The sequence below is a fragment of the Bradyrhizobium sp. AUGA SZCCT0182 genome (assembly GCF_018130185.1).
Classification (GTDB): domain Bacteria; phylum Pseudomonadota; class Alphaproteobacteria; order Rhizobiales; family Xanthobacteraceae; genus Bradyrhizobium.
In genome coordinates this window covers 51,723-72,314 of sequence record NZ_JAFCLY010000039.1, presented here as the reverse complement: position 1 = coordinate 72,314, position 20,592 = coordinate 51,723, and the positions used below count along the sequence as shown (strand labels likewise).

The following is a 20,592-nucleotide window of genomic DNA, read 5'->3' as shown; positions in this document are numbered from 1 at the left end:
TCCGGAGCGAACCGATTCCCCAACTCATATTCGGCCTGATCTATCTGCTGATCCTGACCCGCTTCATCTGGCCACTTCAGCTGCCGCTCTTGATCAAGGTCGTCGTGGGGGCGCTTGCGTTGGTCGCACTGCAGTTTCACCGCTGGAGCAAGCTGTCGTCGGGCTCGGTATTCTCTCCCGAGTTTCCTCGTCCAGTGGTCGCACTCTTTAACTGGGCGTTCGGCGCGGTCGTCCTGCTTGCGCTGATGCAACTGGCGCTCGATGTCGGACTTCTGTTTGGAAGCTCGATCCATGGCGGCATCGTAAGTGCGCCTGACGGCGTCCGCTACGGATTGGCCGCGTTAGCTGCCCTCGCGGCCGCGATCGGCGTCCATCAGGCTATGCGGGTTCCACCGTTGAAGGACATAGAAATCAGTATCAAAGGACTTGCGCGACAATTCGATGGCTACACCATCCTGCAGCTGACCGATCTCCACATCAGCCGGTTGTTTCCTGCTTCATGGGCGCGCGCCGTCGTCGAGCAAGCTAACAAACTCGGCGTGGACCTGATCGCGATCACGGGCGATCTGATTGACGGCACGCTTGATGCGCGGCGGGCCGACATAGAGCCGCTGGGGGACCTGAAGGCGACTGACGGCGTCTACGTGATCTCCGGCAATCACGAATATATCTTTGGGTACAGCACGTGGATGGCGCACTTCGCCGCGTTGGGGCTGCTCTCGCTCGAAAACCGGCACATTGTTCTGGATCGCAACGGTAGCAAGTTGGTCCTCGCCGGCATCACTGACCGGGCATCGCGCGGCAGGGGACATCCCGTCCGCGACCTTGCTGCAATCATCGAAGGCGCCCCCAAAGGCGTCCCTGTCATCCTGCTCGATCACCAGCCGAGCGACGCGCGGCAGGCCGCAAAGCTTGGAGTGGCTCTCCAACTCTCGGGACACACCCACGGCGGATTGATCCTGGGGCTCGACCGGTTGGCCGCCCGCGCCAATGCCGGCTACGTCTCGGGCCGGTACAACGTCGACGGGATGACCCTCTACGTGAACAACGGTACCGCACTCTGGCCCGGCTTCGCGCTCCGACTCGGCCGCCCTTCCGAATTGACGCGGATCACGCTACGCCAGGCGGTAATTACCTGATTTCGTCATGCTTCAAGTCTCCGTGCTGCCCGCGTCTTCCTTGACGCCCCGGGCGACGATCCGTAGTGATCGGTCCGGCAGCGGCCGCTGCAGCCTCAAGGCTTCCTCTGGAGGCGCTGTCATCCACGTCTCGACCTCGTCCGGCGTCGTCAGGATCACCGGCATCGCTTTGGGATGAATGGCGCCGACTTCGACGTTCGGCTCAGTCGTCAGAAAGGCGAATATGTCCTTGGTCGTCTCACCTTCCTTGACCTTTCGGACGGAGGTCCAGTTCGTCCAAATGCCGGCGAAGCAGGCAAGAGGACGGCTCTCGTCGAGTGCAAACCAGATGTCGCCACCCTCGGCCTTGTTGAACTCGCTGAAGGAGTTGAACGGCACCACGCAGCGGTTCTCGACTCCCAGCCAGCGGGTCCAGCGTTTGCTCTTCACATTGCGGATGTTGGTCGTACCGCCGTCCGGCTCCATCCTGAGCAACTCCTTGAAGTCGACCGGCTTGCCTTTGGCTTCCAGCTTCGCAGCACGCTTCTTAGTGGCTTCCATCAGCGCATGCTGCGAGGACGGCACCACCGCGCCGTGGCGAGCTCGCGGCCTTGGGCTCCATTGCGCACGATCGGCGCCTGGTAGTCGGGAAAAACTCCAGGCATTGGCGCAAGATTGCCCACGTATCGGTTCACAACCCGGAATAACGCGCTGATGGCCGCTTGATTGGTTGTGATCGAATAGAGATTACACATGGTCAGATTTCGGTTTTGGGATGACGTGGCTGCCAAGCTAATTGTAGCAGAGTCGCGGATGGACGGCGGCCCGCATTGGCGCATTTGCGGCAGCGCAGCCGGCTCGCGAGGTCGTGCACAAAGGTCGTGGGCGGATGCTTCATTGCCGCGAGGTCAACGTCGCTCGGCGTCTGGCAGCGCGCACAACGAATCTCCAGCCAGGGAAAGCCAGCGTTGACGGCCTGGTCGATCGTAGGCGACGGATCGATCGGCTCTCCATCTGACCACATCCGCTCGTTCCAACTTTCGCAGAGCAGCTTATCGGCTTGCTGAACGAGTTTTTCAGCCTTTGCCCGCACTTCTGCTGATTGCGCGGCAAGGATATTGGCCATCGCGCGTGCCTTGCCAAGCTCTTTCGCAAGAGCTTTTCGATCGCCGCCCGACAGAGGAGTGGGGTGATATTTCGGGGCCACCAAATATCCTGGCAAGAGATCGGATCGGCGAACAGAACTACGGTGCCTCGAAGGCCGGCCAGCACCCGTCTTCCTCGTGGCTGCCGGTACGTTGTTGACAGGTGTTGTCGAGCAGCCTCTGCGCGACGTCTTTCCAGACTGCATTGGCGCCATACAATCGGACCGCATCGGCGGTCTGGATTTCGACGGTCCGCTCGCAGCGGCGGCAGGAAACGCGCAGGACGTGACGCTGAATCTCAGACAGGCGTCGTTGCCGTAGCTGGGTGCCGGGCGTGCTGGCGCGGGGGTCTTTGAGAACGGATTCCCAGTATTCAGGTGGGAGGGATCTATCTTGAGCGGCGGCCGACGCCGCATGTTTAATGGCGGCATCGGTGGCCAGTTTTTCCATTTGCTTCGGGGTCGGCATGCGCCAGCTCGCGGATAAGTCGGTCATTTCGAATTAGAACATAACCAGAACAAATGTCGAGTCCCCCCCCTCACCAACGAGTCTCAAAAAATCTTCCTGTTAAGGAATGGGAGGTGTCGGAACCAAGCCGGCCGGATCGTCTTGAATCCGGCATCAGTATTGGAGTTCCCCCACAATGGCCCCTCGCGCTAACTGGAAAGGCTTTCTTCGTCTTTCCCTCGTCACCTGTCCGGTAGCGCTCTATCCGGCCACATCGGAATCCGAAAAGGTCTCCTTCAATCAGCTCAATCGGAAGACCGGCCACCGCATCAAGTACGCGAAAGTGGACGCCGACACTGGCGAGGAAGTCGCCAATGAAGACATCGTCAAGGGCTACAAGGTCGACACCGACACCTTCATCGAGGTTACGAAGGAGGAACTCGAAAACGTTGCGCTGGAATCGACGCGGACAATCGAGATCGACGAGTTCGTGGAGCGCAGTGAGATCGACCCTCGGTACATCATACGTCCTTACTACCTTTGCCCGGATGGCAAGGTCGGGCACGACGCCTATGCGGTAATCCGCGAAACCATCCGCGAGATGAATAAGGTCGCGATCGGGCGGGTGGTACTGACCAACCGGGAGCACATCATCGCGCTTGAAGCCTTCGACAAGGGGTTGATGGGTACGCTGCTACGGTACCCATATGAGGTTCGCTCCGAAGCGGAATACTTCGACGATATCCAGGACGTCAAAGTCACCAAGGACATGCTCGACCTCGCCAAGCACATCGTGAACCAGAAGGCAGGTCACTTTGAGCCGGATAAGTTTGAGGACCAGTACGAGACCGCGCTCGTCGATCTTATCAACCAGAAGCGCGCGGGTAAGCCTATTACAGCGAAAGAGCGTCCACGTGGCGAGAACGTCGTCGATTTAATGGACGCATTGCGCAAAAGCATCGGCGGCGCGGCGGCGGCAAAGGACACTAAGCCGGCCAAGAAGTCACGCAAAGTCGCCAGCGGTCAGAAGGAAATGCTGATGCCGATCGCGGGCAAGAAGCCGGCAAAGGAGGCTGCTGCAAAGAAGTCGGCTGCCAAGCCGCAGCGGAAGTCGGCCTAGCGTATCGTGAAGCATCCGGTGACGCCGGACGGTCGTTACTTCGTCGTCCGCGGTAGGCTCTGGCGGATGGCGAACCCCGCTCTCGACGAGGCCGAGCGGGCAGGCCTAGTGCGACGTCTGATGGCGGCACGGCGGGCAGTGCGCGAAGCCAAGAAGGACGCTGACCGTGATGCGGAGGCGACCGCGCACCGGGCAGTTGACGAGGTCAAGCGGGCGCTTGGCGAGCGCGGCCCCGCATGGTGGGGCGACGACTCGCCGGATCTCAACAGGCATATGGCGAAGAACACGGCCTACGCAGATTGGTACGCCGACGTTGCTCAATCCGACCCCGGAGGACTTTGAATTGCCAAAAGCCGCTATTTTCGACCTGGACGGCACGCTTCTTGATTCGGTCGATCTCCACGCGATCGCATGGCAGGAAGCCCTCCAGAAGTTTGGTCGCGATGTGAGCTTCGAACAGGTTCGAAGCCAGATAGGCAAGGGGGGAGACAAGCTCATTCCTGTCTTCCTGTCCGCTGACGAACAACAGGACCATGGCAAGGAACTGGAGGAATGGCGCAGCCGACGTTTCAAAGCCGAGTACCTACCGCTTGTGCGTCCTTTCTCGGCGGTCCCCGACCTGCTGCGACGTGTGCGCGATGCCGGCCTTCAGATTGCCGTTGCTTCCTCGGCCAAGAAGGATGAAGTCGACAAGTATCTCGACATCGCTCGCATCACTGACCTGGTGGATCTGAAAATTTCTTCCGACGATGTGGAGGAGTCGAAACCGGCTCCGGACATCTTCAAGATCGTTCTTAATAAGCTCAAGATCGACGGCGCAGATGCGCTCGCGATCGGCGACACGCCGTATGATGCCGAAGCAGCAGAGAAGGTGAAGGTCGCGACCATCGGCGTGCTTTGTGGCGGGTTCCCTGAGGGCTCGCTACGACAAGCAGGATGCGTCGAAATATACCCCGGACCAGCCGCACTGTTCACTCGCTTCCCAGGAACTTTGCTCGCAAGGTAGACGAAACGAGGGCACGGCACGAATTGAAGTGGAACGAATTATGTTTTTCGGCTTTGAAATGAGTGAATCCTTTTCGAGATAGCTCACGCAAAATGGCGAAGAAGCGCGCATTCACACAGATGGATACTCAGCCGCTGGCGGGCTTTCGAAATGTGCCCGTGCTCATGGCGCAGTCGCCTTCAAAACTGAAGGTCGTTCGAAGGGCTGGACAGGCAATCTCGGACGCAGAAGCCAGGACGTCGAGACGGCGATCCCTTAAGATGCAACGCGACCAAATGGAGAGCGACAGGAAGCGGAAAAGCAAGGCGCGATAACCGGGGGAGCTCCGGCCAAATAGCCCTGTTTACTCTGCTGCCTGGAGTTGATCCTGATAAACGACTTCTTCTGTTATAACGTTAAACCGCGTCAGAGCGGCCGAGCCGAAGGCCGTTGAGATGGCCACGTCGGCTGCGTCCCGTCCTCGTGCAATGACAATCCGTCCTATCCGAGGGTGATTATGGCGAGCATCGAATGTATACCAACGACCCGCGAGAAAGACTTCGAACCAAGCGCTGAAGTCCATCGGCGCTGGATCTCTGGGCACGCCAATATCACCAAGATAGCCGGTGCAGTATCTCGCAGGGATGTTCATGCAGCGGCAAAGCGTAACGGCTAAATGAGCGAAGTCGCGACAAACGCCGATCCGCTCCTCATGTCCCTCTGATGCAGTCCTGTCGCCGCGGGCATGGTGATATCCAAATTCAATGCGGTCGTGAACGTAGTTGCAAATCGCTTGAACTCGCTGCCAGCCGCCCTGGATGCCGCCGAACATTGACCAAGCGTCGTTCGATAGCTTTTGCGTGTCGCAGTACCGGCTGCCTAGAAGGTATATCAGTGCCTCATCTGGCAGGTCGCCTACCGGCCATTGCTCCGCCCGAAAATTGACCTCGTCGGGTAGTCCGGTGTCCGAGATCAGGAACTCATTCCTTACCTCGATAATTCCCGGCGGCGAAACGAGGCGTGTGCAAATGTTGCCAAATGCGTCTCGAAAATCGCGCGCCTCTACATCTGGCGAAAAGCGGATTACGTGTTCTGTCAACAAGTCGTGCTGGCGGGAGGGGTGTACACTTAGCAGCAGGAGCATCGGAACTTCCTGAGCGCAGTTGAATGCAATGTCATAACCAGCCCGTATCTTCAAGGTCGCCTCCGCTTTGTCCGATGGAGACACAAGCCTAAGGCCGGCTCTTGGTTCCTCGGCGACCAGCGCGAATAGTGCCGAAAGAGGAGGCAGATCGCGTGCACCTAGAGAGGCTCTGGCGAATTGGATTTCAGAAGTTAGTATTGATGCGGAAGAAGGAATCGGCAGGCTATGACCGTTTTCACGGTGCATCACTCGACCACCTATCGGTATAGAAACCCTGTCAGGCTTGGGCGGCATCAAATGATGTATCGACCCCGCGACAGCTTCGACCAGCGTCTGCTCGACTCCCACCTGACGGTAACACCCGAACCCGTCGAGGTTCGCTGGATACACGACGTGTTTGGAAACTGCGTAACGCTGCTCGATTTTTCGCAGCGTGCTCAATTACTAAAGTTCGACTCGGTCATTCGCTTGGAACATACTCCGGAAAAGGCGCCTGACTTCCGGCTTGAAAACTACGCGCGATCGCACCCATTTTCTTATGCGCGGGACGAGCTGCCAGACTTGGCGGCCTATATGCAGCGTCATCACCCTGGAAGAACGGTCCAAGATTGGTTGGATCGGTTTGTAACGGGCGAGAGCCGGCCGACTGGGCAGCTCCTGATGACCCTCAATGAAGCCATAGCGGAGGGGTTTTTGTATAGACGGCGGTCTTCCCGGGGGACCCAGACTCCGGACGAGACAATCAAAAGTCAGCAGGGAACGTGCAGAGACTTCGCGCTGTTGATGATGGAGGCAGCAAGATCGTTGGGCTTTGCTGCGCGGTTTGTCACGGGCTACGTCTATGTACCGGACCGCGACGGGCCGCAACGCCTTGGCGGCGGCTCGACGCATGCCTGGTGCCAAATTTACGTGCCAGGATCAGGGTGGGTGGAATTTGACCCAACGAATGGCATTGTTGGTAATCGTGACCTGATCAGAGTTGGAGTCGCCAGGACGCCTCAACAGGCGATCCCACTCTCGGGGAGTTATTGGGGCGAGGTTGATGAGGAATTAGGGATGGAAGTAGCCGTAAACGTGAAGACCGAGGGCGCTGTATGCGAATAGTGAAGGGCAGTGCATGACTCGAACACGACTGGCCGCCGATAAGGGCCACTGGATCGAAGGTTCGAACTAGCGACGGCTCGCGATCACCAATCGAACTTTAATTGCTTCGAACAAAGGGGCCGGCGGTCACCGTTCGACCAGTGGTGCGGGAAAACTTTTCGTGGCTAGAAAACTAAAGACCTACCAGACTTCGCTAGGCTTCTTCGATCTTGCGGTTGCCGCACCGTCGATGAAGGCGGCTCTTGAGGCGTGGGGCGCCGGCAGCAATCTCTTCCACCAGGGCGCGGCGAAAGAAAGCGATGATGCACACGTCATCGAGGCGACCATGGCAAAGCCGGGCGTCGTGCTCAGGCGACCCGTCGGCTCCGACGGCAAGTTGGGAGAGCATGCCGATCTGCCCACAAATCCGGGTGACAGCGAAGACCGACGATAGGCATCCCCAAGTCGAAAAGTGTTAAGGCGAAAAAGATTTCCGCCAGTCCGGTCGCAAGGCGGCTGACCGGAAGGCCGCGGTCGCCTTCGAAAAAGAGCAGAAACGGCGCGCGCGTGAATGGGAGAGGGAAGAAGCAGTCAAGCGAAGGAGCGTGGGCGCCGGCAGCAAGCGATAGAAAAGGCGCAAGGAGCGTTGGCGGCGGCCGAGCACGAGCATGCGAAGAAGGCTGCGGCCATCAAAGCGGAAGTAGAGGCATTGGAGAAGCGCTCGAGCCGAAGATGCCTGATGGATAAGGTAAGGGAGCGCCTGAAGGCAGCGTTGCAGCGCGCACGGAGTTAGGTGGTTGGAAATCTTACAGTGACTTTATCTCGTGGCGCGCCGATCCACATGTGGGCAAAGCTCGCCAAGAGGGCAATCGATCAATTGGTTGGCGGGCAGTCTGGGCAAGTATCGCCGGTCGCATCCAATTGCTCGAGAACTGCAGCAACCGCCTGATCGGGCGAAATACCCGCAGGCGGCTCGGTCCTTGCTAAGAGGCTGGCGTGCTCCCGGGCATGAGGATCGGTCCGGTCTTTCATCCAGCCATGCTCTTCACACTCGAGAATGGCGCCGGCTTCGAGCAGAATCGATCTTGCCCATCCCGCGAGCGTCCGTAACTTCGGAGGGCTTGCTACCTTCTCCAACATCAAAATCACTCCGAGGCTATGCAATGGGAATCCGGCCAGCGGCAGAATGTTCCGTACGACCAATGCTCGGCAGGGATTTCGAATTATCGCGGCTTCGGGTTACTAAGGAGCCGAGGTGCACGACTGGCACGGCCTATGTATCAGCTACCCGTTTTCAAAATATTTTATAGCTGCAAGGAGTCCGCGCGTCGTCCGCCAGAATGTGCTGCCGTGTGATGCAGGGATCTAACTCTCCGAGCCAGACGAGCGCGCCGCGCACGAGATTGCTCCAACCCTCGAAGCTGCCAAAAGGCTGCAGCCGGTCAAGTCCTGGGCGTTTAGCTACGACGTAAGCGCGTAGGACCGTCAAGCCCGCAGCGACAAGACGCCCGCGGTTGTGCGGAACCCACACGCGCAAGTCTTTCTCGAAGGAGCGGCCTTCTGGGTTTTCGATCTCGGCGTCCATCCGGCACAAAATGGCGCGCCGCGTCATATCTCCTGCAAACGCCAAATTGTTCCCGGTTGAAGTGAGCAAAACGTTGGTATTTACCGAAACGTTGCGAGATTCACCCAAAACACGACTCTGCCAAGTCGGCTCGGTCAAGATAGTGCAAAGCGCGTCACCTCCAACAGCGCGGGTGACGTTGTCGACCGACACCATTTGGTCGCCCTGCATGAAGACGGTAAATAGACGCTTTTCGTCTTCCTCTTCGCTGGCGCCCTGCGACATAGCAGTGACGCTACGTCCCATGATAATCATCGCGGCGGCCTGCACGGCTAGAGATTTGCCCGTTCCGGGCGTTGGCGCGCTAATGCCATGCATCGGTGCGCTAGGGAGCGTACGGCGTACCAGGCCGGTCAACACTACAGAAAGCATGACGGAACGGCTTGCGCTTTTTCCGCAATGTCCGTCTGGAACGAAGGGAAAATCGGCAAACGGTTCCTTCAGTTCAGCCAAGGCGGTGAGCGCTTCGGCGCGCGTCGGTGACTCGGGGATCTCGGGCAGCTTCAAATCACCCATGTCAAGCAGGAGACCCGAACGAGCGTCGTAACCGGGCTCGGTCAGCAAGGTACCGTCGGCCCGGAGCGTCGGCGTTTCGATAATGCCATTCAAGGTAGGAAGACGCCAAAGATCAGGCGCGTTGAGATACAATTTACCCAGCTTCTCGGTTGCGGGTTGCGGAACCAGTCTCGATGGATCGCCACGTAGAGGCTTCACAAAACGGGCGTGCTCGATCATGAAGAGCTCCATGCGAGGCGGCTTTATGTCATGGACTGTGAGCGCACCCGATGGACGACGGATTCCCTCGTCCTCGGAGGAGGCGTGCTCGGTGCGTACCGGATAAACCATCCGCCCGCCGGTTTGATAAAGTGGAGCGCCACCGCGCCGCATGCAGTCTTCTGCATATCCGATCATCTCCATCGCGTGAGTCATGTTCCACAGCATCGGCGCGGCGATGGTACTCAAATCGCGCACGTCAGCGGAGAAATCGACAAGGTCGGTGGCCAGGGAAAGTTTGCGCAACGTGTCATCCCGCACGCCGTGCTCACGGCTAATCTTGAGGAGCGTCCCAAAGCCCTTGAGCGATGCTTTTTTGAGGCTGAAGGAATTCCAGCGTCCAAGGTTCGTTGTGCGAGAGTAATCCTTCTCGAAGGCCTGATCGCTCCAGTCGAGGAACAATTCGCGGACCTCACCATCGGCGCCTGAAGCCGCGTGCAAGGCCATGGCGAGACCGGTCCAAGCCTCGTTATTGGAGAAATGGGAGACATCGAGTTGGTCAAGCAGTTCCTCCGCGAGATCAGCGCTCAAATTGCCGATGCCCGATACCTCGTTCGCGCCACGCTTTTCCAGCTCGGGTAGGAAATCGAAGTCCGACAGCCGATAGGGTGGATCGAAGTCCAATTCATGGACCGGATGAACCTGAAATTTGTCGCGCTTCTGGTGATAGAAGCCGGGCACGCGGAAAATGTGCGTGGCATCGCACACATTCAGATCGCCTCCGCAAAATGCTGCGAGCCGGCGCGTAATATCTTCCACGGCCGCAATGTCGTTCGTGCGTTCGATAACGAAGAAGCATTGAAAACGGCCCGGAGACGTCTCGTGGATCCAGTGCGGCTCGATCACCCATTTGGTGGGAAGCGGCGTGCCATCGAGATCGAGCGGGACGACGTGCGCCGCGATCAAATTTTCCTTCTTGCGCCCGTTTCCATCAAACTCGTTCAGAGCAATGAACACGCCGCATCCAGCCTTGTTCTTTTTCTGCAAAAGCGGCGCTAACTGGGCCAACGAGCCGGAGTAGTTACGCCGAAGCTGGGCGAGTTCTTCCGGCGTTGAATGCTCTTGACGGCCTTTCGCTTCCGCCGATTCGGTGAGGGTGCGAAAATGCATGGCTGTGTTGGCATCTCCCCGCAAGAGTCCGATGAATCGCTTAGCTGCCTCAAAGTCAAAGCGCGGATCGAGCGTCGGAAAATGATGGACGGTGGATGAAGATGAATTAGTCATTATGCAGTTCCTTTCAAACTCTAAGTGGTGTCGTTGCGCTTAGATCAGTGCTTGACGTCCCATCGCGAAGGCTCGTTCGCTTCTAACCGGTAGCGTTGCTCCATCACCGCAACTTCGCGGCGGGCATTTGCCTCGGTCGTCGTTGTGAGCAGCCGTTCAGGATAGAGACAATCGTCTTCTTCGGTTGCAGCTAGTCGGAGCAAGGCAGAGTGAACAACCCCACGCGTTAGTGCAGGGGCAATGTCACGTGATAATGCGCACCATCGCTCGCGAAAAAGCCTGTCTCGGCTAGATAGGAGACGGCTTCGAACAATTCGTAGTCGCGTGAGCTCAAAGGAAACGCACGGCTGTCGTGCAACCATCTTCGAACCAACTCGAGAGCCGGCCAAGAGAATTCGACGAGGCTTACGACACCCAACGGCTCGATTGTTTTCTCAAATTCGGGATTCTCCTGCCGGTGCAAAGTAAGGATGCGGTCGGCTTCGGCAATCCGCGTCAGCCAGCGGGAAGCGAAATCTGCATTGCGATCTGATGGGAAATTGACGACGACTGCTGAGTATTCTTCTGACACATAAGACATGATGACCTCGTGAAGTACGATGCGGTGTTCGAGCCACCGAGTTGGAATGGAGTTGAAGAACGGTACCCGCGCACGATGATTCACTTGCGCTTCGATGCTGCGGGAAAAGCCGCTTTGATGACCGAAAGATTGAGCGTGTTACTCAGGTATTTCGGGTCAAATCCGGAAGGTTCTGCTTCCTCAAGTAGGCGCGGCGACGACTTGATGAGCAAATCGTGATAGTCTTGAACGACATGCTCGGTGTAGCCAAGCTCGTTGATCCCGGCGAAGACCTTTTGGGCATACTGCTGACGGCTAATCCCTGGTCTATCCAAATGGGCAGTATGCTCGAACACGATCTGCGCAAGCGCGGCGGCGATCGGATCGATGGTAAGTGTTCTCATAGGAGTTTCCCGAGTCATTTCACAGATTGAAGAAGATGCTTGCGAAGCAATGCCCAATCGCTATCGACCAGCTTCGTGGCAAGCTCTCTGCCCAGGCGCTCGCAAAGCAAGGAAGCGAACTCTTGCATAAGCTCGTCGGTTTCTTGATCCTCGCAACTCTCGACCTGCCGCTGGGGCGGCTCGCAGTTCGTGATCAGGGCAACAATTTCGGCTTCGGAGGGAGTGCGACCGGCTTGGAGCAATTCAACAACGTTATCGACGACGAGTTTAGGAGTTGCGCGAGCAGCCAAGCGGTAAAGTGCCGCGGGGTTTAAATGCGAAACGATTTCGCCTTCACGGTCGGCCAAGTCCCAGGCACGTAAGTAGTTTTGTGCCGAACGGATCGTGAAGCCACATTCCTGGTCGACCCAACGCGCAAACTCGCCGTGTACGAGATGCTCTTTGGCTCGGGTGAGCAGCTTACCGATAGCGAGGATCGAGGAAGACCGAGAATGGTTCCGCACTTCCGCGGCAAGCCAATCTAACTCGCATTCCGACGCTAGCTTTGTCGGCGGGACGATGAAAGGAACGACGTTTGTGAAATCGGTGGAGAGGGTCATTTTTTCCGCTTTCTCTGTTACTTGAGATGTCGACAGCGGCAGCGCATCGCGCTGCTGGTTGTGCCGATCAGTTTTAGGAGTTGTGCCAATCGAGGTAGGCGATGGCATCAAACGACGGATCGTCGAAAAGCGCGTGCACCATAGTTTCCGGAAGTGGCCAGGGCTGCGTGCTGCAATAGGACTTGAGCTTCATGGCGGCATCTGACTCGGGCGCTTTACCGTCGAACGCTGTCCACAGCGTGGTCAACTCTGCGTCTTGCTTTTTGCTGCCGAAGCCCGGCCACTGGTCGAAGCGATCAATGAGCAGCGGCAGGACGGCTTGATTGCCACCGGTTGCTGCATGAAGGTCGCCGATGAAGTCCCGTAAAGATCCGCTTTCCTTCAAGTGCGGCGCATCGATGCAACTGAGCATGATGCTAAGCCGACCCATGTCGAGCAAAATGATGGGAAGGGCGGGATCGCGAGTTTGGAAACGATCAGACATGCGTTGTTCCTTTTCACAGTGTTTTTTGGGGGGTCGTAGGCAACTGGTCCAGCCAGCGGACGACTTCGGATCGCCGGTAGCGAATCCACTTTCCTTCGCCTGACCAGGGTGGCCCTTGTCCTCGTGCGCGCATGGCGCAAAGGTGTTCGGACGAAACTCCCAGGAGCTCCGCGCAGGCCTTGCTGTTGATGAAGGGATTGCTTTCGAAGGCGCCGACCTTCGTGACTGTCAATTCGACGATGCGTTCGATCAACGCCTCGAACTGCGGCAAAGAGCAATCAGCCAATTGGGGCAAATGCGCTCGATCAATATCCGACATAGTAATTCCATCGGTCTGGTGCCGATTGGAAAGGAGCTGTCGTGTTTTTCGCGTGAGGTTAGACCACAGTGGTCAGGCGATCATACGACAATGCCTTCCCAATCGACGATTGGGTTGGATTTGCCGGATCGCTTAATGGCCAATGCCTGATCCCATGTTGGGGGCAATCGCTACCGAAATGTCCGATCAAAAGGCCATGTAATATTGAGCGGCACGTATGCACCAGAGTGCTACGTTATACGCACCTTGCCTCCGAGCTCGCGAAGAATCAACCGCCGTATCATCTTGTGGTTAATTTTGGCGAAGGCTTTGATGCGCATGTCTTGTGTTTTGAGGACGGATTCGATGAGTGAGATCTGTGTCATCGAAATCTTCAAAAGCAACTTTCGTTTCCGTAAGACCTTCGATCGGCGTGATTTTAATTGTGAAGTATTGCCGATCAACCCAAGGATCTGCCTGGAAGACGCGAACGTCCACTGTCAGCTTTATTCCGAAGCCAAAAGTGCTCGGTATACTGTCCGTCGTATGAGTCAGTATGTGCGAAATGATCCGCCTCATGCCAGATATTGAGCCATCCCAGTCGAGATATACCTCTCGCATCCAGGCCTCCGCGGCAGTGCGCTCTCCCTTGGAAGGAGAGCCGGTAACTTTCCAAAACGGGCGCATAAGCCTTCCGCCAACATCATACTGGTTTTGCGGATCTGGATCGTAGTTATGCTCAAAATCATCGAAGCATAAAAGCGCCTTTGCGTATTTGTGACACGTGTCCTCGCGGTGCTTTGCGAGCTTCTTGTGCCTCTCGCTATCGACTGAAAGGCAAGCCATTTCTGCATTCAGTCGATCGAGGTGTTTTATCCATCTGTGTTCGAAGCGCATCTTTTAGGACCGTTTTATCGTTGTATTGTAAGGGTTGCGGATGTGAGATTTGACATTACAAAGTCTGACACCGTTTCCTGCGCTTGCAGAAGCGAACTGAACAGTGCGGGGACATTGGCATAGGCGTCTGTTACATCGTCATCGATTGAATGGTTCATCAGGATCTTCAGTCGTAGCCGATCAACGCCAGCCGCCGCGGCAAGCGTCCGGAACGAATGCCGTAGTGCGTGCCCGGTGTGCGAGAGCTTTTGCCGACCCTCCTCCTTGACTTCTGCCACGTGCCCGCCCGGCGCTGGGAAGATCCAAGTCTTGCTCTCTTCGGGATAATATGTCCGACCGGCCTCCCTGACACGCTCAAGACATTCCAGCTGCGCGGTCGACAGCGGCAGCTCGAAGGCGCGGTCCTCCCCGCCTTTAGGAGAGGGCAGCTTCAAGGACGGACGGGCGGGGTCGAAATTGGCCCATCTAGCTGTCAGGACGTCGGTACGTCGCAGGCCTGTTAGCAACATGAATAGGTGCAGCTCGCGCCGGACCGGATTGGCAAGCGCCTGGAGCTGGGCCGACCATGCCGGTAGGTCTGCCATGCCCATGCCCGTGTTGCGCGGCTTCTCCTTGTGGAACAGTTTTCCCGACCGAAATGGGTTGCGCTCGGGAAGCCCGGGCGTTTCCAATTCGTCCTTGGCGTGGTTCCAGACAGCCCGGCCGAATCGCATGGTGCCGTTGGCGGCATATTTGCCGCTGGCGTACTTCTGGCCGGCCCGGGCCTGGCGGGCGCGCTCCGTGACGGCGGCATGCTCCTGGACCACGTCCTCGCGCTTGATGCTGGCAAGCGGCCGGTCATGCCATGCAGTTAGGTGCCGATCGAACTTGTCCTGGTAATCGGCGATGGTACGGATGCTCTTGCCCTCCTTGGTGATGGCGCCCTTGTAGGCCTCCCAGGCGGCCCTGAAGGTGAGGGCAGCGGCAGCATCGGGGCCGGCTTCGGGAACGACAGCCAAGCCGCGCGGGATGGCCTCACCGCGAGCGCGCAGAGCCTGAATTTCGAGGGCTTTGGCGCGGGCTTCATCAGCGCTGGCGTGCGGGTGCTCGCCGAGCCATTCGACCATGGTCGAGCCGCGCTGACCGTTGATCCGTGGGGTCTCGTACTGGAAGCGAAACGTCTTGGTCGATTTTCCGACCCAAAGATGGAAGCCCGCAATCTTGCTGTCGCGAACGATTTGCGGCTTGGCGGTCGAGAAGGGTACGCCTTTGACGGCCTTGTCGGTTAATAGGATGCGCGAGGTCTGGGTTGACGACATGATCTCTCCTTGCACGGGTTTTGCACGTAAGAAGAGGCCAAGCACCGCGCATGATGATCTGGAGGTGTATGCCGGTTTTGACTAAGCGCGGTTAATTTGCGCAGTCAAATCCTAGGCTTATCTCCACCCCGAAGATTCTTGCTTAACGACCCTTAAGTACGATTTGGCGCATGGCCAAAACTACGAATCTGGGGGTCAGGAGTTCGAATCTCTTCGGGCGCGCCATTTGCCGTTTCAGTGACAGCTTATTTTTCCCGACATGAAGCGGGCCGAACTGCAAGTTGCCGTCGCGTGCTCACCGTCAGTCGGACGAGCCCGAACGGCCTTCGCGCTCGGGATGATCGCCTCCACCCAGGTCTTCGCCTTGCACGCCCGCCGGCGCCGACGCGCCGCGGGATCGAATGACGATCGCGATGATGTCGACCTCGACCTTGAGCAGGTCGAGGTCGCGCGTCATCTCGCGCAATTCCTGACCCTTGCGCGCAATTTCCTCCGAGACGTCGATAGCCATGTTGCGCTCGGTGACCCCGCCCGAGCTGCCGGTGAACATTTTGGCCTTGATCCACTCCAGCCGCGCCCGGTGTGTATCGCGCGTGAATTTCTTTTCGACGAATTGTCGCCGGCTTTCGACATAGGCGGCCAGCAATTCCACGTCGGACATTTTGTACAGAGCGTCGGCTGAAAGGCTCATGGTACCGTGCTGAGGCAGTTGAGATCATGAACTCGCCAGGCGGACGCGCCGCCCCGGCCATGTCGTTCGGAACCTTCTCCCCAGAATATTGACGCGTTAGCGCTCAACCAAGTGGAATCTTCGCCATATCATTCAGGAATTCCGAATCGCTGGAGGAATTGGCGATGGGATTATGGTGACAGTGCACCTAATCTCATAGGAGAGCGCGCCGACTCGGCAGGCGGAAATGGCAACATGGCGAAACACCGGATCTATACAACGAGCTTTGCAAGCGTCTATCCGCTGTACATTGCCAAAGCAGAGAAAAAAGGACGTACAAAAGCGGAGATCGACCAGATCATAGCGTGGTTGACCGGCTATGGTGGTGCAGAGCTGAAAGCGCAACTGGAAAAGCAAACGGACTTTGAAACCTTCTTTGCAAAGGCCCCTCGGCTGAACCCTTCACGAACCTTGATCACAGGCACGGTCTGCGGCGTCCGCGTCGAGGAAATTGCCGAACCAACGATGCGTGAAATCCGCTACCTGGACAAACTCATCGATGAACTCGCAAAGGGGAAAGCGATGGAGAAGATTTTGCGGAAGCCGTAATCGATTTGCTCGCGAGCGGCCGCTTCAGACGATGACGGCAGCAATTCGTTGTCGTGGGGCGGGCCGAAATCTGCGTCTCGGCCGTCCTAGCCATTCGGACGACGTGTGGCCTATGTCAGTCGAACGGAGATGCCGCCATCCACGATCATCGGGCTTCCCGTCATGAAGCTCGAGCGGTCGGAAAGCAGGAAAAGAGCCGCCTGCGCCACCTCCTTTGCATTCGCCATGCGCTTCATTGGATGCAGATTTGCGATGAAATCCAAAGCGGCAGGATTTCCCTCTCCGCCGCTTGGCGTAATCGTGCCGCCCGGCAACAGTGAATTGACCCGGACGCCATCTGCGGCGTGGTCGGATGCCAATGACCGCACCAGGCCGATCAACCCGGCTTTGGACGCCGCATAGGCCCCCATTCCCGGCATTCCCCCGTTGCTGAAGCCCACAAAGGAAGACGTGAAGACAATCGAACCTTGCCCTCGCTTCTTCATGACCGGTATCTGCGCCTTCGCGGCCAGGAACGCGCTTGTCAGATTGACCAACATGACATCGTTCCAATTGGCGATTCCCATATCGGCGACCGGCCCCATCTCTCCCACGATGCCGGCATTGTTGAATGCGCCATCCAACCCACCGAACTCCCTTATGGCGAGATCGACGAGAGCATTGGCGTAGTTTTCATCCCTTACATCGCCCGAAAGGAATACAGCCTTGCCATTGCCTTGATTGATTTGCCCGGCAAGCGTTTCCAGCTCCGCCGATCGGCGCGCGCCAAGGACCACATTGGCGCCCTCGGCTGCGAACAGCAACGCCGCCGCTGCGCCTATCCCACTGCTTGCGCCAGTGACGATGATCGACTTGTTTTTCAGTTCCATAACGAGCGCTCCAGAAGGTTGTGTCAGGGCGCTCTAACAGTTGCGTACGCAGCGCAGCCACCCGTTTCCCGACCTCAAACAACTGGTGTCGGCGACATCGCAAGAGAGACATCGCAAGAGAAATGGATCGTGCCAACCTGCCGATGAAGCCAGCCCATCACGGATGAGCAAAGGTTACGCCTCTCAGTTTCGCCAATCGCGAGGGGTCCGCCAGAACGACTGGCTTGCCTCGTAGTAGACAGTGCCGGGATCGAGGCCGACGTCGCGGAGCATCCGCTCGTCGAGGCTGGCGAGTTCGCGGCGCGCCACGCGGCGGTGGCGCCACTCGCGCAGCGTCGCGACGATCAGGTCCAGGATCAGGCTCCAGGTCGCGCGCGGCGTCACCACCGCGTGAGCAGGGACAGCGGCTGCCGGCTCGTGCGTGGCCGGTGTCCGCGGGGTCGAGCGTTGCGCCGGTATCCGGTCCAGAAGTTTGGGCGCGATGATCGGCTGACGGCGTTCTGACACCAATGTCGACATGATCGTCTCCTCTTCTCTGTGTTGCGGCCATTCGAAAGAAATATCGTAGTAATTTCAGTGTGTTATGTCGTATTTTGCCGACCCGTGACGGTGTCGGCGATTGCTGTTCTGATTATGCGCCGCCATACCTGACAGGATGTGTCAGGTATTTTCTGCTAGGCTGCGGAAATGCGCGCGAGCCGGCTGTTGTCGATCCTGTTGCTTCTGCAAGCCCGCGGCCGGATGACGGCCGAAGAGCTGGCGAGCGAGTTCGAGGTTTCGGTTCGCACCATCTATCGCGACGTCGATCAGCTCAGCGCCGCAGACGTTCCGATCTATGCGGATCGCGGCCCGAGCGGCGGATTTCAGTTGCTCGACGGCTACCGCACCAAGCTCACGGGCCTCTCGCCCGCCGAGGCCGAGACGTTGTCGCTCGCGGGCCTGCCGGGACCCGCTGCGCAACTCGGGCTCGCCGACGTGCTCACGGCGGCCCAACTGAAATTGAGCGCGGCATTGCCCGAACGGGCGCGTGCGAATGCAGGCCGTGTCGCCGCACGGTTCCACCTCGATCCCGTTGGCTGGTTTCGAAGTGCCGGTGACGCCAGGCTGCTGCCGGCGATCGCCAACGCGGTGTGGAACGAGAAGTGCATCGACGTGCACTACCGGCGCGCCGAGGGCGCGGTCGAGCGCCGGCTGCAGCCGCTCGGCCTCGTGCTCAAGGCGGGCATCTGGTATCTCGTCGCGCAGGTCGGCGATCAGCCGCGCACCTATCGCGTCTCCAACTTCATCGATCTTACAGTGACCGAGGAGTCGTTCGAACGGCGGAAGGATTTCGACTTGTCGCGCTTCTGGGTCACCTCATCGCGCGCGTTCGAAACCAGCGTCTACCATTCCAACGCCACGCTGCGCGTGACGGCGCGTGGCCTCGCCAAGCTCGAAGTCCTCGGCTCACTCGTCGCTCAGGCGGCCGCCGCGACGGCAACGCCGATGGATGCCGACGGCTGGATCCGCATTACGATCCCGATCGAGTCGGTCGAGCGGGCCGCGTCCGGTCTGATCGCGCTCGGCGCCGACGCCGAGGTCGTCGACCCCCCCGAACTGCGCGAGCGGCTCGCCAAGACGGTGCAGGATCTGGTCCGCCTCTACGCGCCCATGCAGCTGGCGGAGCGCCGTCCGCGACAGCGCAAGCGCTGAAGGCCGTACCGCGCCCGACGGACCACCGCTTGCAATAAAAATTGCTTGTGAGTCAACTTTTATCGACGCCAAAGTTGCGACGGTGTTGATGCCGCGACGGCGACGCCCTTCAGTTCGGCGTTGCCACGATATCGAAATTTTTCATGGCCGGATTGCAGGCCATCTTGGCCGCCTTCTCGCAGCTTTCCAAAGCGGATCTCTGCGCGGGTTCAAGCCCGCCGGTACTCGCTGAATAGCTCGGGACGCCGTTCGGCGCGCGGACCAGCACTTTTGGGGTGTAGAGCGAGAAATATCCCTCGAGCCACGGCCGGCGGGTCGCCGGCATATTGTACTTCCGCATCAACGCGTCGAGCTGTTGCGCACTCCAGGTCGGCAGGTTCTGCGCGCGCAGGAAGGGGTCGAGCGCCGCCAGCCAATGCTGCCGCCCTGCCGGAAGTTCGAAGATGTTGTGACCGTCGGCCGGTTGCAGCGACGGAGCGATTTTCAAGGTGGCGACGCCGCCTTGTGCGACATAGGCCGCATGCACCTTGCGTGCGGCGTCGGGCCCGAAATTGCCGTCGTTCTCCGAATAGACCCACAGCGTCGGCGTCTTTGTCTGGCTGCCGAAAGACGCCAGCGCCGCGATCGGCATATCCTGCGGGCAGGCGAGTTGCCCTTGGGCGTCGGTAATCCGCATGGCGCCGGCGAGATTCACGACCGCTTTCAGCCCCGGGGTATTGCGCGCCGCAAGCGCGAGCGCGGCGCCGCCTCCCACGGAGCCGCCGATCGCGATCACCTGCGAGGCGTCGGCATCGGCGCGCCCGGCCACGACGCGCAACGCGCGCTCGAGATCATCGGCCTCCACCGAGAAGTAGCGGCGCAGGTCGGCATCATTGCATTTGGCATAGGCCGCATTGGTGGGTTGGCCCGTTGTCCCGCCCGACACCCCGTAACCGCGCCGCACCACGGCGACAGCGAGATAGCCGCGATAGGCAAGGTCGCGGGCCTGCGGCGCCATCAACGGGGCGCGCATGTTCATGAGTTCGGACGGCAGCCGAGGCTTGCCATGCGTGAGCAAAGCGACCGGCAACCGTCCCTTCGCGGCAGCCAGCCGTACGATCAAGGCTTCCAGCCGGTAGTTTCCACCCGGCGCGCGAATATCGAGGAAGGTGATTTCTTCGAGCAGGGCCGGGTGGTCCGGTGGCGAGGCAGGCCCGGCTTGCGTCAGGCCGGGCGTGGAGACTGCCATGGACATGATCATTGCCACGGCCGCCGCGATCGCAGAAATGGACCTCATCGTCGAACCTCCGCAGGCGCATTGCGCGGCGTGGCCTGAACATGCAGCGCATCACAGCCATCATGTCGCACGATCATCACCGCCACACGCTTGGCCCGCGCCAATCGTGTGGTCCAATCATCAACCTCACTCGGGTGGCATAGAACCGTGATCTGGCTCACCTGGCCAGGCATTAAACCGTGTCCACGGATGAGATGCGACACGATCCGTTCGACCGGATCGTACGGCATGGTAATCGCGAGATACCGCACCGGCATGTGGCGCACCAGTCGT

24 protein-coding genes and 1 pseudogene are annotated in these 20,592 nt (G+C 58.8%); 8 read left to right on the top strand and 17 right to left on the bottom strand.

The genetic code is table 11. The features are described from left to right. Positions 1-14: 14 nt before the first annotated feature. Positions 15-1,139 carry a metallophosphoesterase gene (locus JQ611_RS31475; RefSeq protein ID WP_212467638.1) on the top strand — a complete coding sequence of 375 codons (1,125 nt, stop codon included), beginning with the start codon at positions 15-17 and terminating at the stop codon, positions 1,137-1,139. Between the two features lie 12 nt (positions 1,140-1,151). Here the strand turns inward: JQ611_RS31475 and JQ611_RS31470 are convergent. The 3 genes and pseudogenes from JQ611_RS31470 to JQ611_RS31460 all read right to left on the bottom strand — a co-directional run bounded on the left by JQ611_RS31470 (position 1,152) and on the right by JQ611_RS31460 (position 2,758). After that, positions 1,152-1,873: pseudogene (locus JQ611_RS31470) on the bottom strand (SOS response-associated peptidase). Between the two features lie 2 nt (positions 1,874-1,875). Continuing rightward, positions 1,876-2,325, bottom strand: a complete 450-nt coding sequence (locus JQ611_RS31465) for a hypothetical protein (protein WP_212467628.1) — start codon at positions 2,323-2,325, stop codon at positions 1,876-1,878. 37 nt (positions 2,326-2,362) lie between these two features. Beyond that, positions 2,363-2,758 (bottom strand): hypothetical protein, encoded by a 396-nt coding sequence (locus JQ611_RS31460; protein ID WP_212467627.1) that lies wholly within the window; start codon positions 2,756-2,758, stop codon positions 2,363-2,365. Between the two features lie 148 nt (positions 2,759-2,906). Here JQ611_RS31460 and JQ611_RS31455 point away from each other — a divergent pair, with 148 nt between their 5' ends. The 3 genes from JQ611_RS31455 to JQ611_RS31450 all read left to right on the top strand — a co-directional run bounded on the left by JQ611_RS31455 (position 2,907) and on the right by JQ611_RS31450 (position 4,836). Then, complete coding sequence (locus JQ611_RS31455) at positions 2,907-3,830, top strand: Ku protein (protein ID WP_212467626.1); 924 nt, start codon at positions 2,907-2,909, stop codon at positions 3,828-3,830. A 66-nt stretch (positions 3,831-3,896) separates the two neighbouring features. Beyond that, positions 3,897-4,172: a hypothetical protein gene (locus JQ611_RS42045; protein WP_249133604.1), complete on the top strand. Its 276-nt coding sequence runs from the start codon at positions 3,897-3,899 to the stop codon at positions 4,170-4,172. Then, positions 4,144-4,836, top strand: a complete 693-nt coding sequence (locus JQ611_RS31450) for an HAD family hydrolase (protein WP_249133603.1) — start codon at positions 4,144-4,146, stop codon at positions 4,834-4,836. Before JQ611_RS42045 ends, JQ611_RS31450 begins: the two co-directional genes overlap by 29 nt. A gap of 343 nt (positions 4,837-5,179) precedes the next feature. Here JQ611_RS31450 and JQ611_RS31445 read toward each other — a convergent pair whose 3' ends face one another. After that, a complete protein-coding gene (locus JQ611_RS31445) occupies positions 5,180-6,013 on the bottom strand; it encodes a transglutaminase family protein (protein ID WP_212467636.1) in 834 nt (277 codons plus the stop codon). Positions 6,014-6,184: 171 nt separating this feature from the next. Between JQ611_RS31445 and JQ611_RS31440 the strand changes: the two genes are divergently transcribed. Both JQ611_RS31440 and JQ611_RS42040 read left to right on the top strand, forming a co-directional pair. Then, positions 6,185-7,063: a transglutaminase family protein gene (locus JQ611_RS31440; RefSeq protein ID WP_212467625.1), complete on the top strand. Its 879-nt coding sequence runs from the start codon at positions 6,185-6,187 to the stop codon at positions 7,061-7,063. A 160-nt stretch (positions 7,064-7,223) separates the two neighbouring features. Further along, a complete protein-coding gene (locus tag JQ611_RS42040; protein ID WP_249133602.1) occupies positions 7,224-7,496 on the top strand; it encodes a hypothetical protein in 273 nt (90 codons plus the stop codon). 840 nt (positions 7,497-8,336) lie between these two features. Here the strand turns inward: JQ611_RS42040 and JQ611_RS31430 are convergent. The 9 genes from JQ611_RS31430 to JQ611_RS31390 all read right to left on the bottom strand — a co-directional run bounded on the left by JQ611_RS31430 (position 8,337) and on the right by JQ611_RS31390 (position 15,894). After that, positions 8,337-10,664 carry a PriCT-2 domain-containing protein gene (locus JQ611_RS31430; protein ID WP_212467624.1) on the bottom strand — a complete coding sequence of 776 codons (2,328 nt, stop codon included), beginning with the start codon at positions 10,662-10,664 and terminating at the stop codon, positions 8,337-8,339. A 226-nt stretch (positions 10,665-10,890) separates the two neighbouring features. Further along, entirely contained in the window at positions 10,891-11,244 is a 354-nt protein-coding gene (locus JQ611_RS31425; protein WP_212467623.1) for a hypothetical protein, read from the bottom strand. Between the two features lie 80 nt (positions 11,245-11,324). Next, positions 11,325-11,627 (bottom strand): hypothetical protein, encoded by a 303-nt coding sequence (locus JQ611_RS31420; protein ID WP_212467622.1) that lies wholly within the window; start codon positions 11,625-11,627, stop codon positions 11,325-11,327. 14 nt (positions 11,628-11,641) lie between these two features. Next, positions 11,642-12,334, bottom strand: a complete 693-nt coding sequence (locus JQ611_RS31415; protein ID WP_212467621.1) for a DUF3102 domain-containing protein — start codon at positions 12,332-12,334, stop codon at positions 11,642-11,644. After that, positions 12,300-12,710 carry a hypothetical protein gene (locus JQ611_RS31410; RefSeq protein WP_212467620.1) on the bottom strand — a complete coding sequence of 137 codons (411 nt, stop codon included), beginning with the start codon at positions 12,708-12,710 and terminating at the stop codon, positions 12,300-12,302. The genes JQ611_RS31415 and JQ611_RS31410 overlap by 35 nt, the downstream gene beginning before the upstream one ends. A gap of 13 nt (positions 12,711-12,723) precedes the next feature. Beyond that, complete coding sequence (locus tag JQ611_RS31405) at positions 12,724-13,029, bottom strand: helix-turn-helix domain-containing protein (protein WP_212467619.1); 306 nt, start codon at positions 13,027-13,029, stop codon at positions 12,724-12,726. 291 nt (positions 13,030-13,320) lie between these two features. Beyond that, positions 13,321-13,905, bottom strand: coding sequence for a hypothetical protein (locus JQ611_RS31400; protein ID WP_212467618.1), 585 nt, complete (start codon positions 13,903-13,905; stop codon positions 13,321-13,323). Positions 13,906-13,919: 14 nt separating this feature from the next. Beyond that, entirely contained in the window at positions 13,920-15,203 is a 1,284-nt protein-coding gene (locus JQ611_RS31395) for an integrase family protein (protein WP_212467617.1), read from the bottom strand. A 301-nt stretch (positions 15,204-15,504) separates the two neighbouring features. Next, positions 15,505-15,894, bottom strand: a complete 390-nt coding sequence (locus JQ611_RS31390) for a hypothetical protein (protein WP_212467616.1) — start codon at positions 15,892-15,894, stop codon at positions 15,505-15,507. A gap of 234 nt (positions 15,895-16,128) precedes the next feature. Here JQ611_RS31390 and JQ611_RS31385 point away from each other — a divergent pair, with 234 nt between their 5' ends. Beyond that, positions 16,129-16,482 carry a DUF2200 domain-containing protein gene (locus JQ611_RS31385; RefSeq protein ID WP_212267866.1) on the top strand — a complete coding sequence of 118 codons (354 nt, stop codon included), beginning with the start codon at positions 16,129-16,131 and terminating at the stop codon, positions 16,480-16,482. 110 nt (positions 16,483-16,592) lie between these two features. Here the strand turns inward: JQ611_RS31385 and JQ611_RS31380 are convergent, their stop codons facing one another. Both JQ611_RS31380 and JQ611_RS31375 read right to left on the bottom strand, forming a co-directional pair. Beyond that, a complete protein-coding gene (locus JQ611_RS31380; protein ID WP_212267867.1) occupies positions 16,593-17,351 on the bottom strand; it encodes an SDR family oxidoreductase in 759 nt (252 codons plus the stop codon). Positions 17,352-17,534: 183 nt separating this feature from the next. Then, entirely contained in the window at positions 17,535-17,870 is a 336-nt protein-coding gene (locus tag JQ611_RS31375; RefSeq protein ID WP_212267869.1) for a DUF1127 domain-containing protein, read from the bottom strand. Between the two features lie 168 nt (positions 17,871-18,038). Between JQ611_RS31375 and JQ611_RS31370 the strand changes: the two genes are divergently transcribed. Beyond that, a complete protein-coding gene (locus tag JQ611_RS31370; RefSeq protein ID WP_212467615.1) occupies positions 18,039-19,043 on the top strand; it encodes a YafY family protein in 1,005 nt (334 codons plus the stop codon). Positions 19,044-19,152: 109 nt separating this feature from the next. Here the strand turns inward: JQ611_RS31370 and JQ611_RS31365 are convergent, their stop codons facing one another. Next, on the bottom strand, positions 19,153-20,319 hold the full coding sequence (locus tag JQ611_RS31365) for a S9 family peptidase (protein WP_212467614.1): 1,167 nt from the start codon (positions 20,317-20,319) through the stop codon (positions 19,153-19,155). Further along, positions 20,316-20,576 (bottom strand): hypothetical protein, encoded by a 261-nt coding sequence (locus JQ611_RS31360; RefSeq protein ID WP_212467613.1) that lies wholly within the window; start codon positions 20,574-20,576, stop codon positions 20,316-20,318. Before JQ611_RS31360 ends, JQ611_RS31365 begins: the two co-directional genes overlap by 4 nt. Between the last annotated feature and the right edge of the window lie 16 nt (positions 20,577-20,592).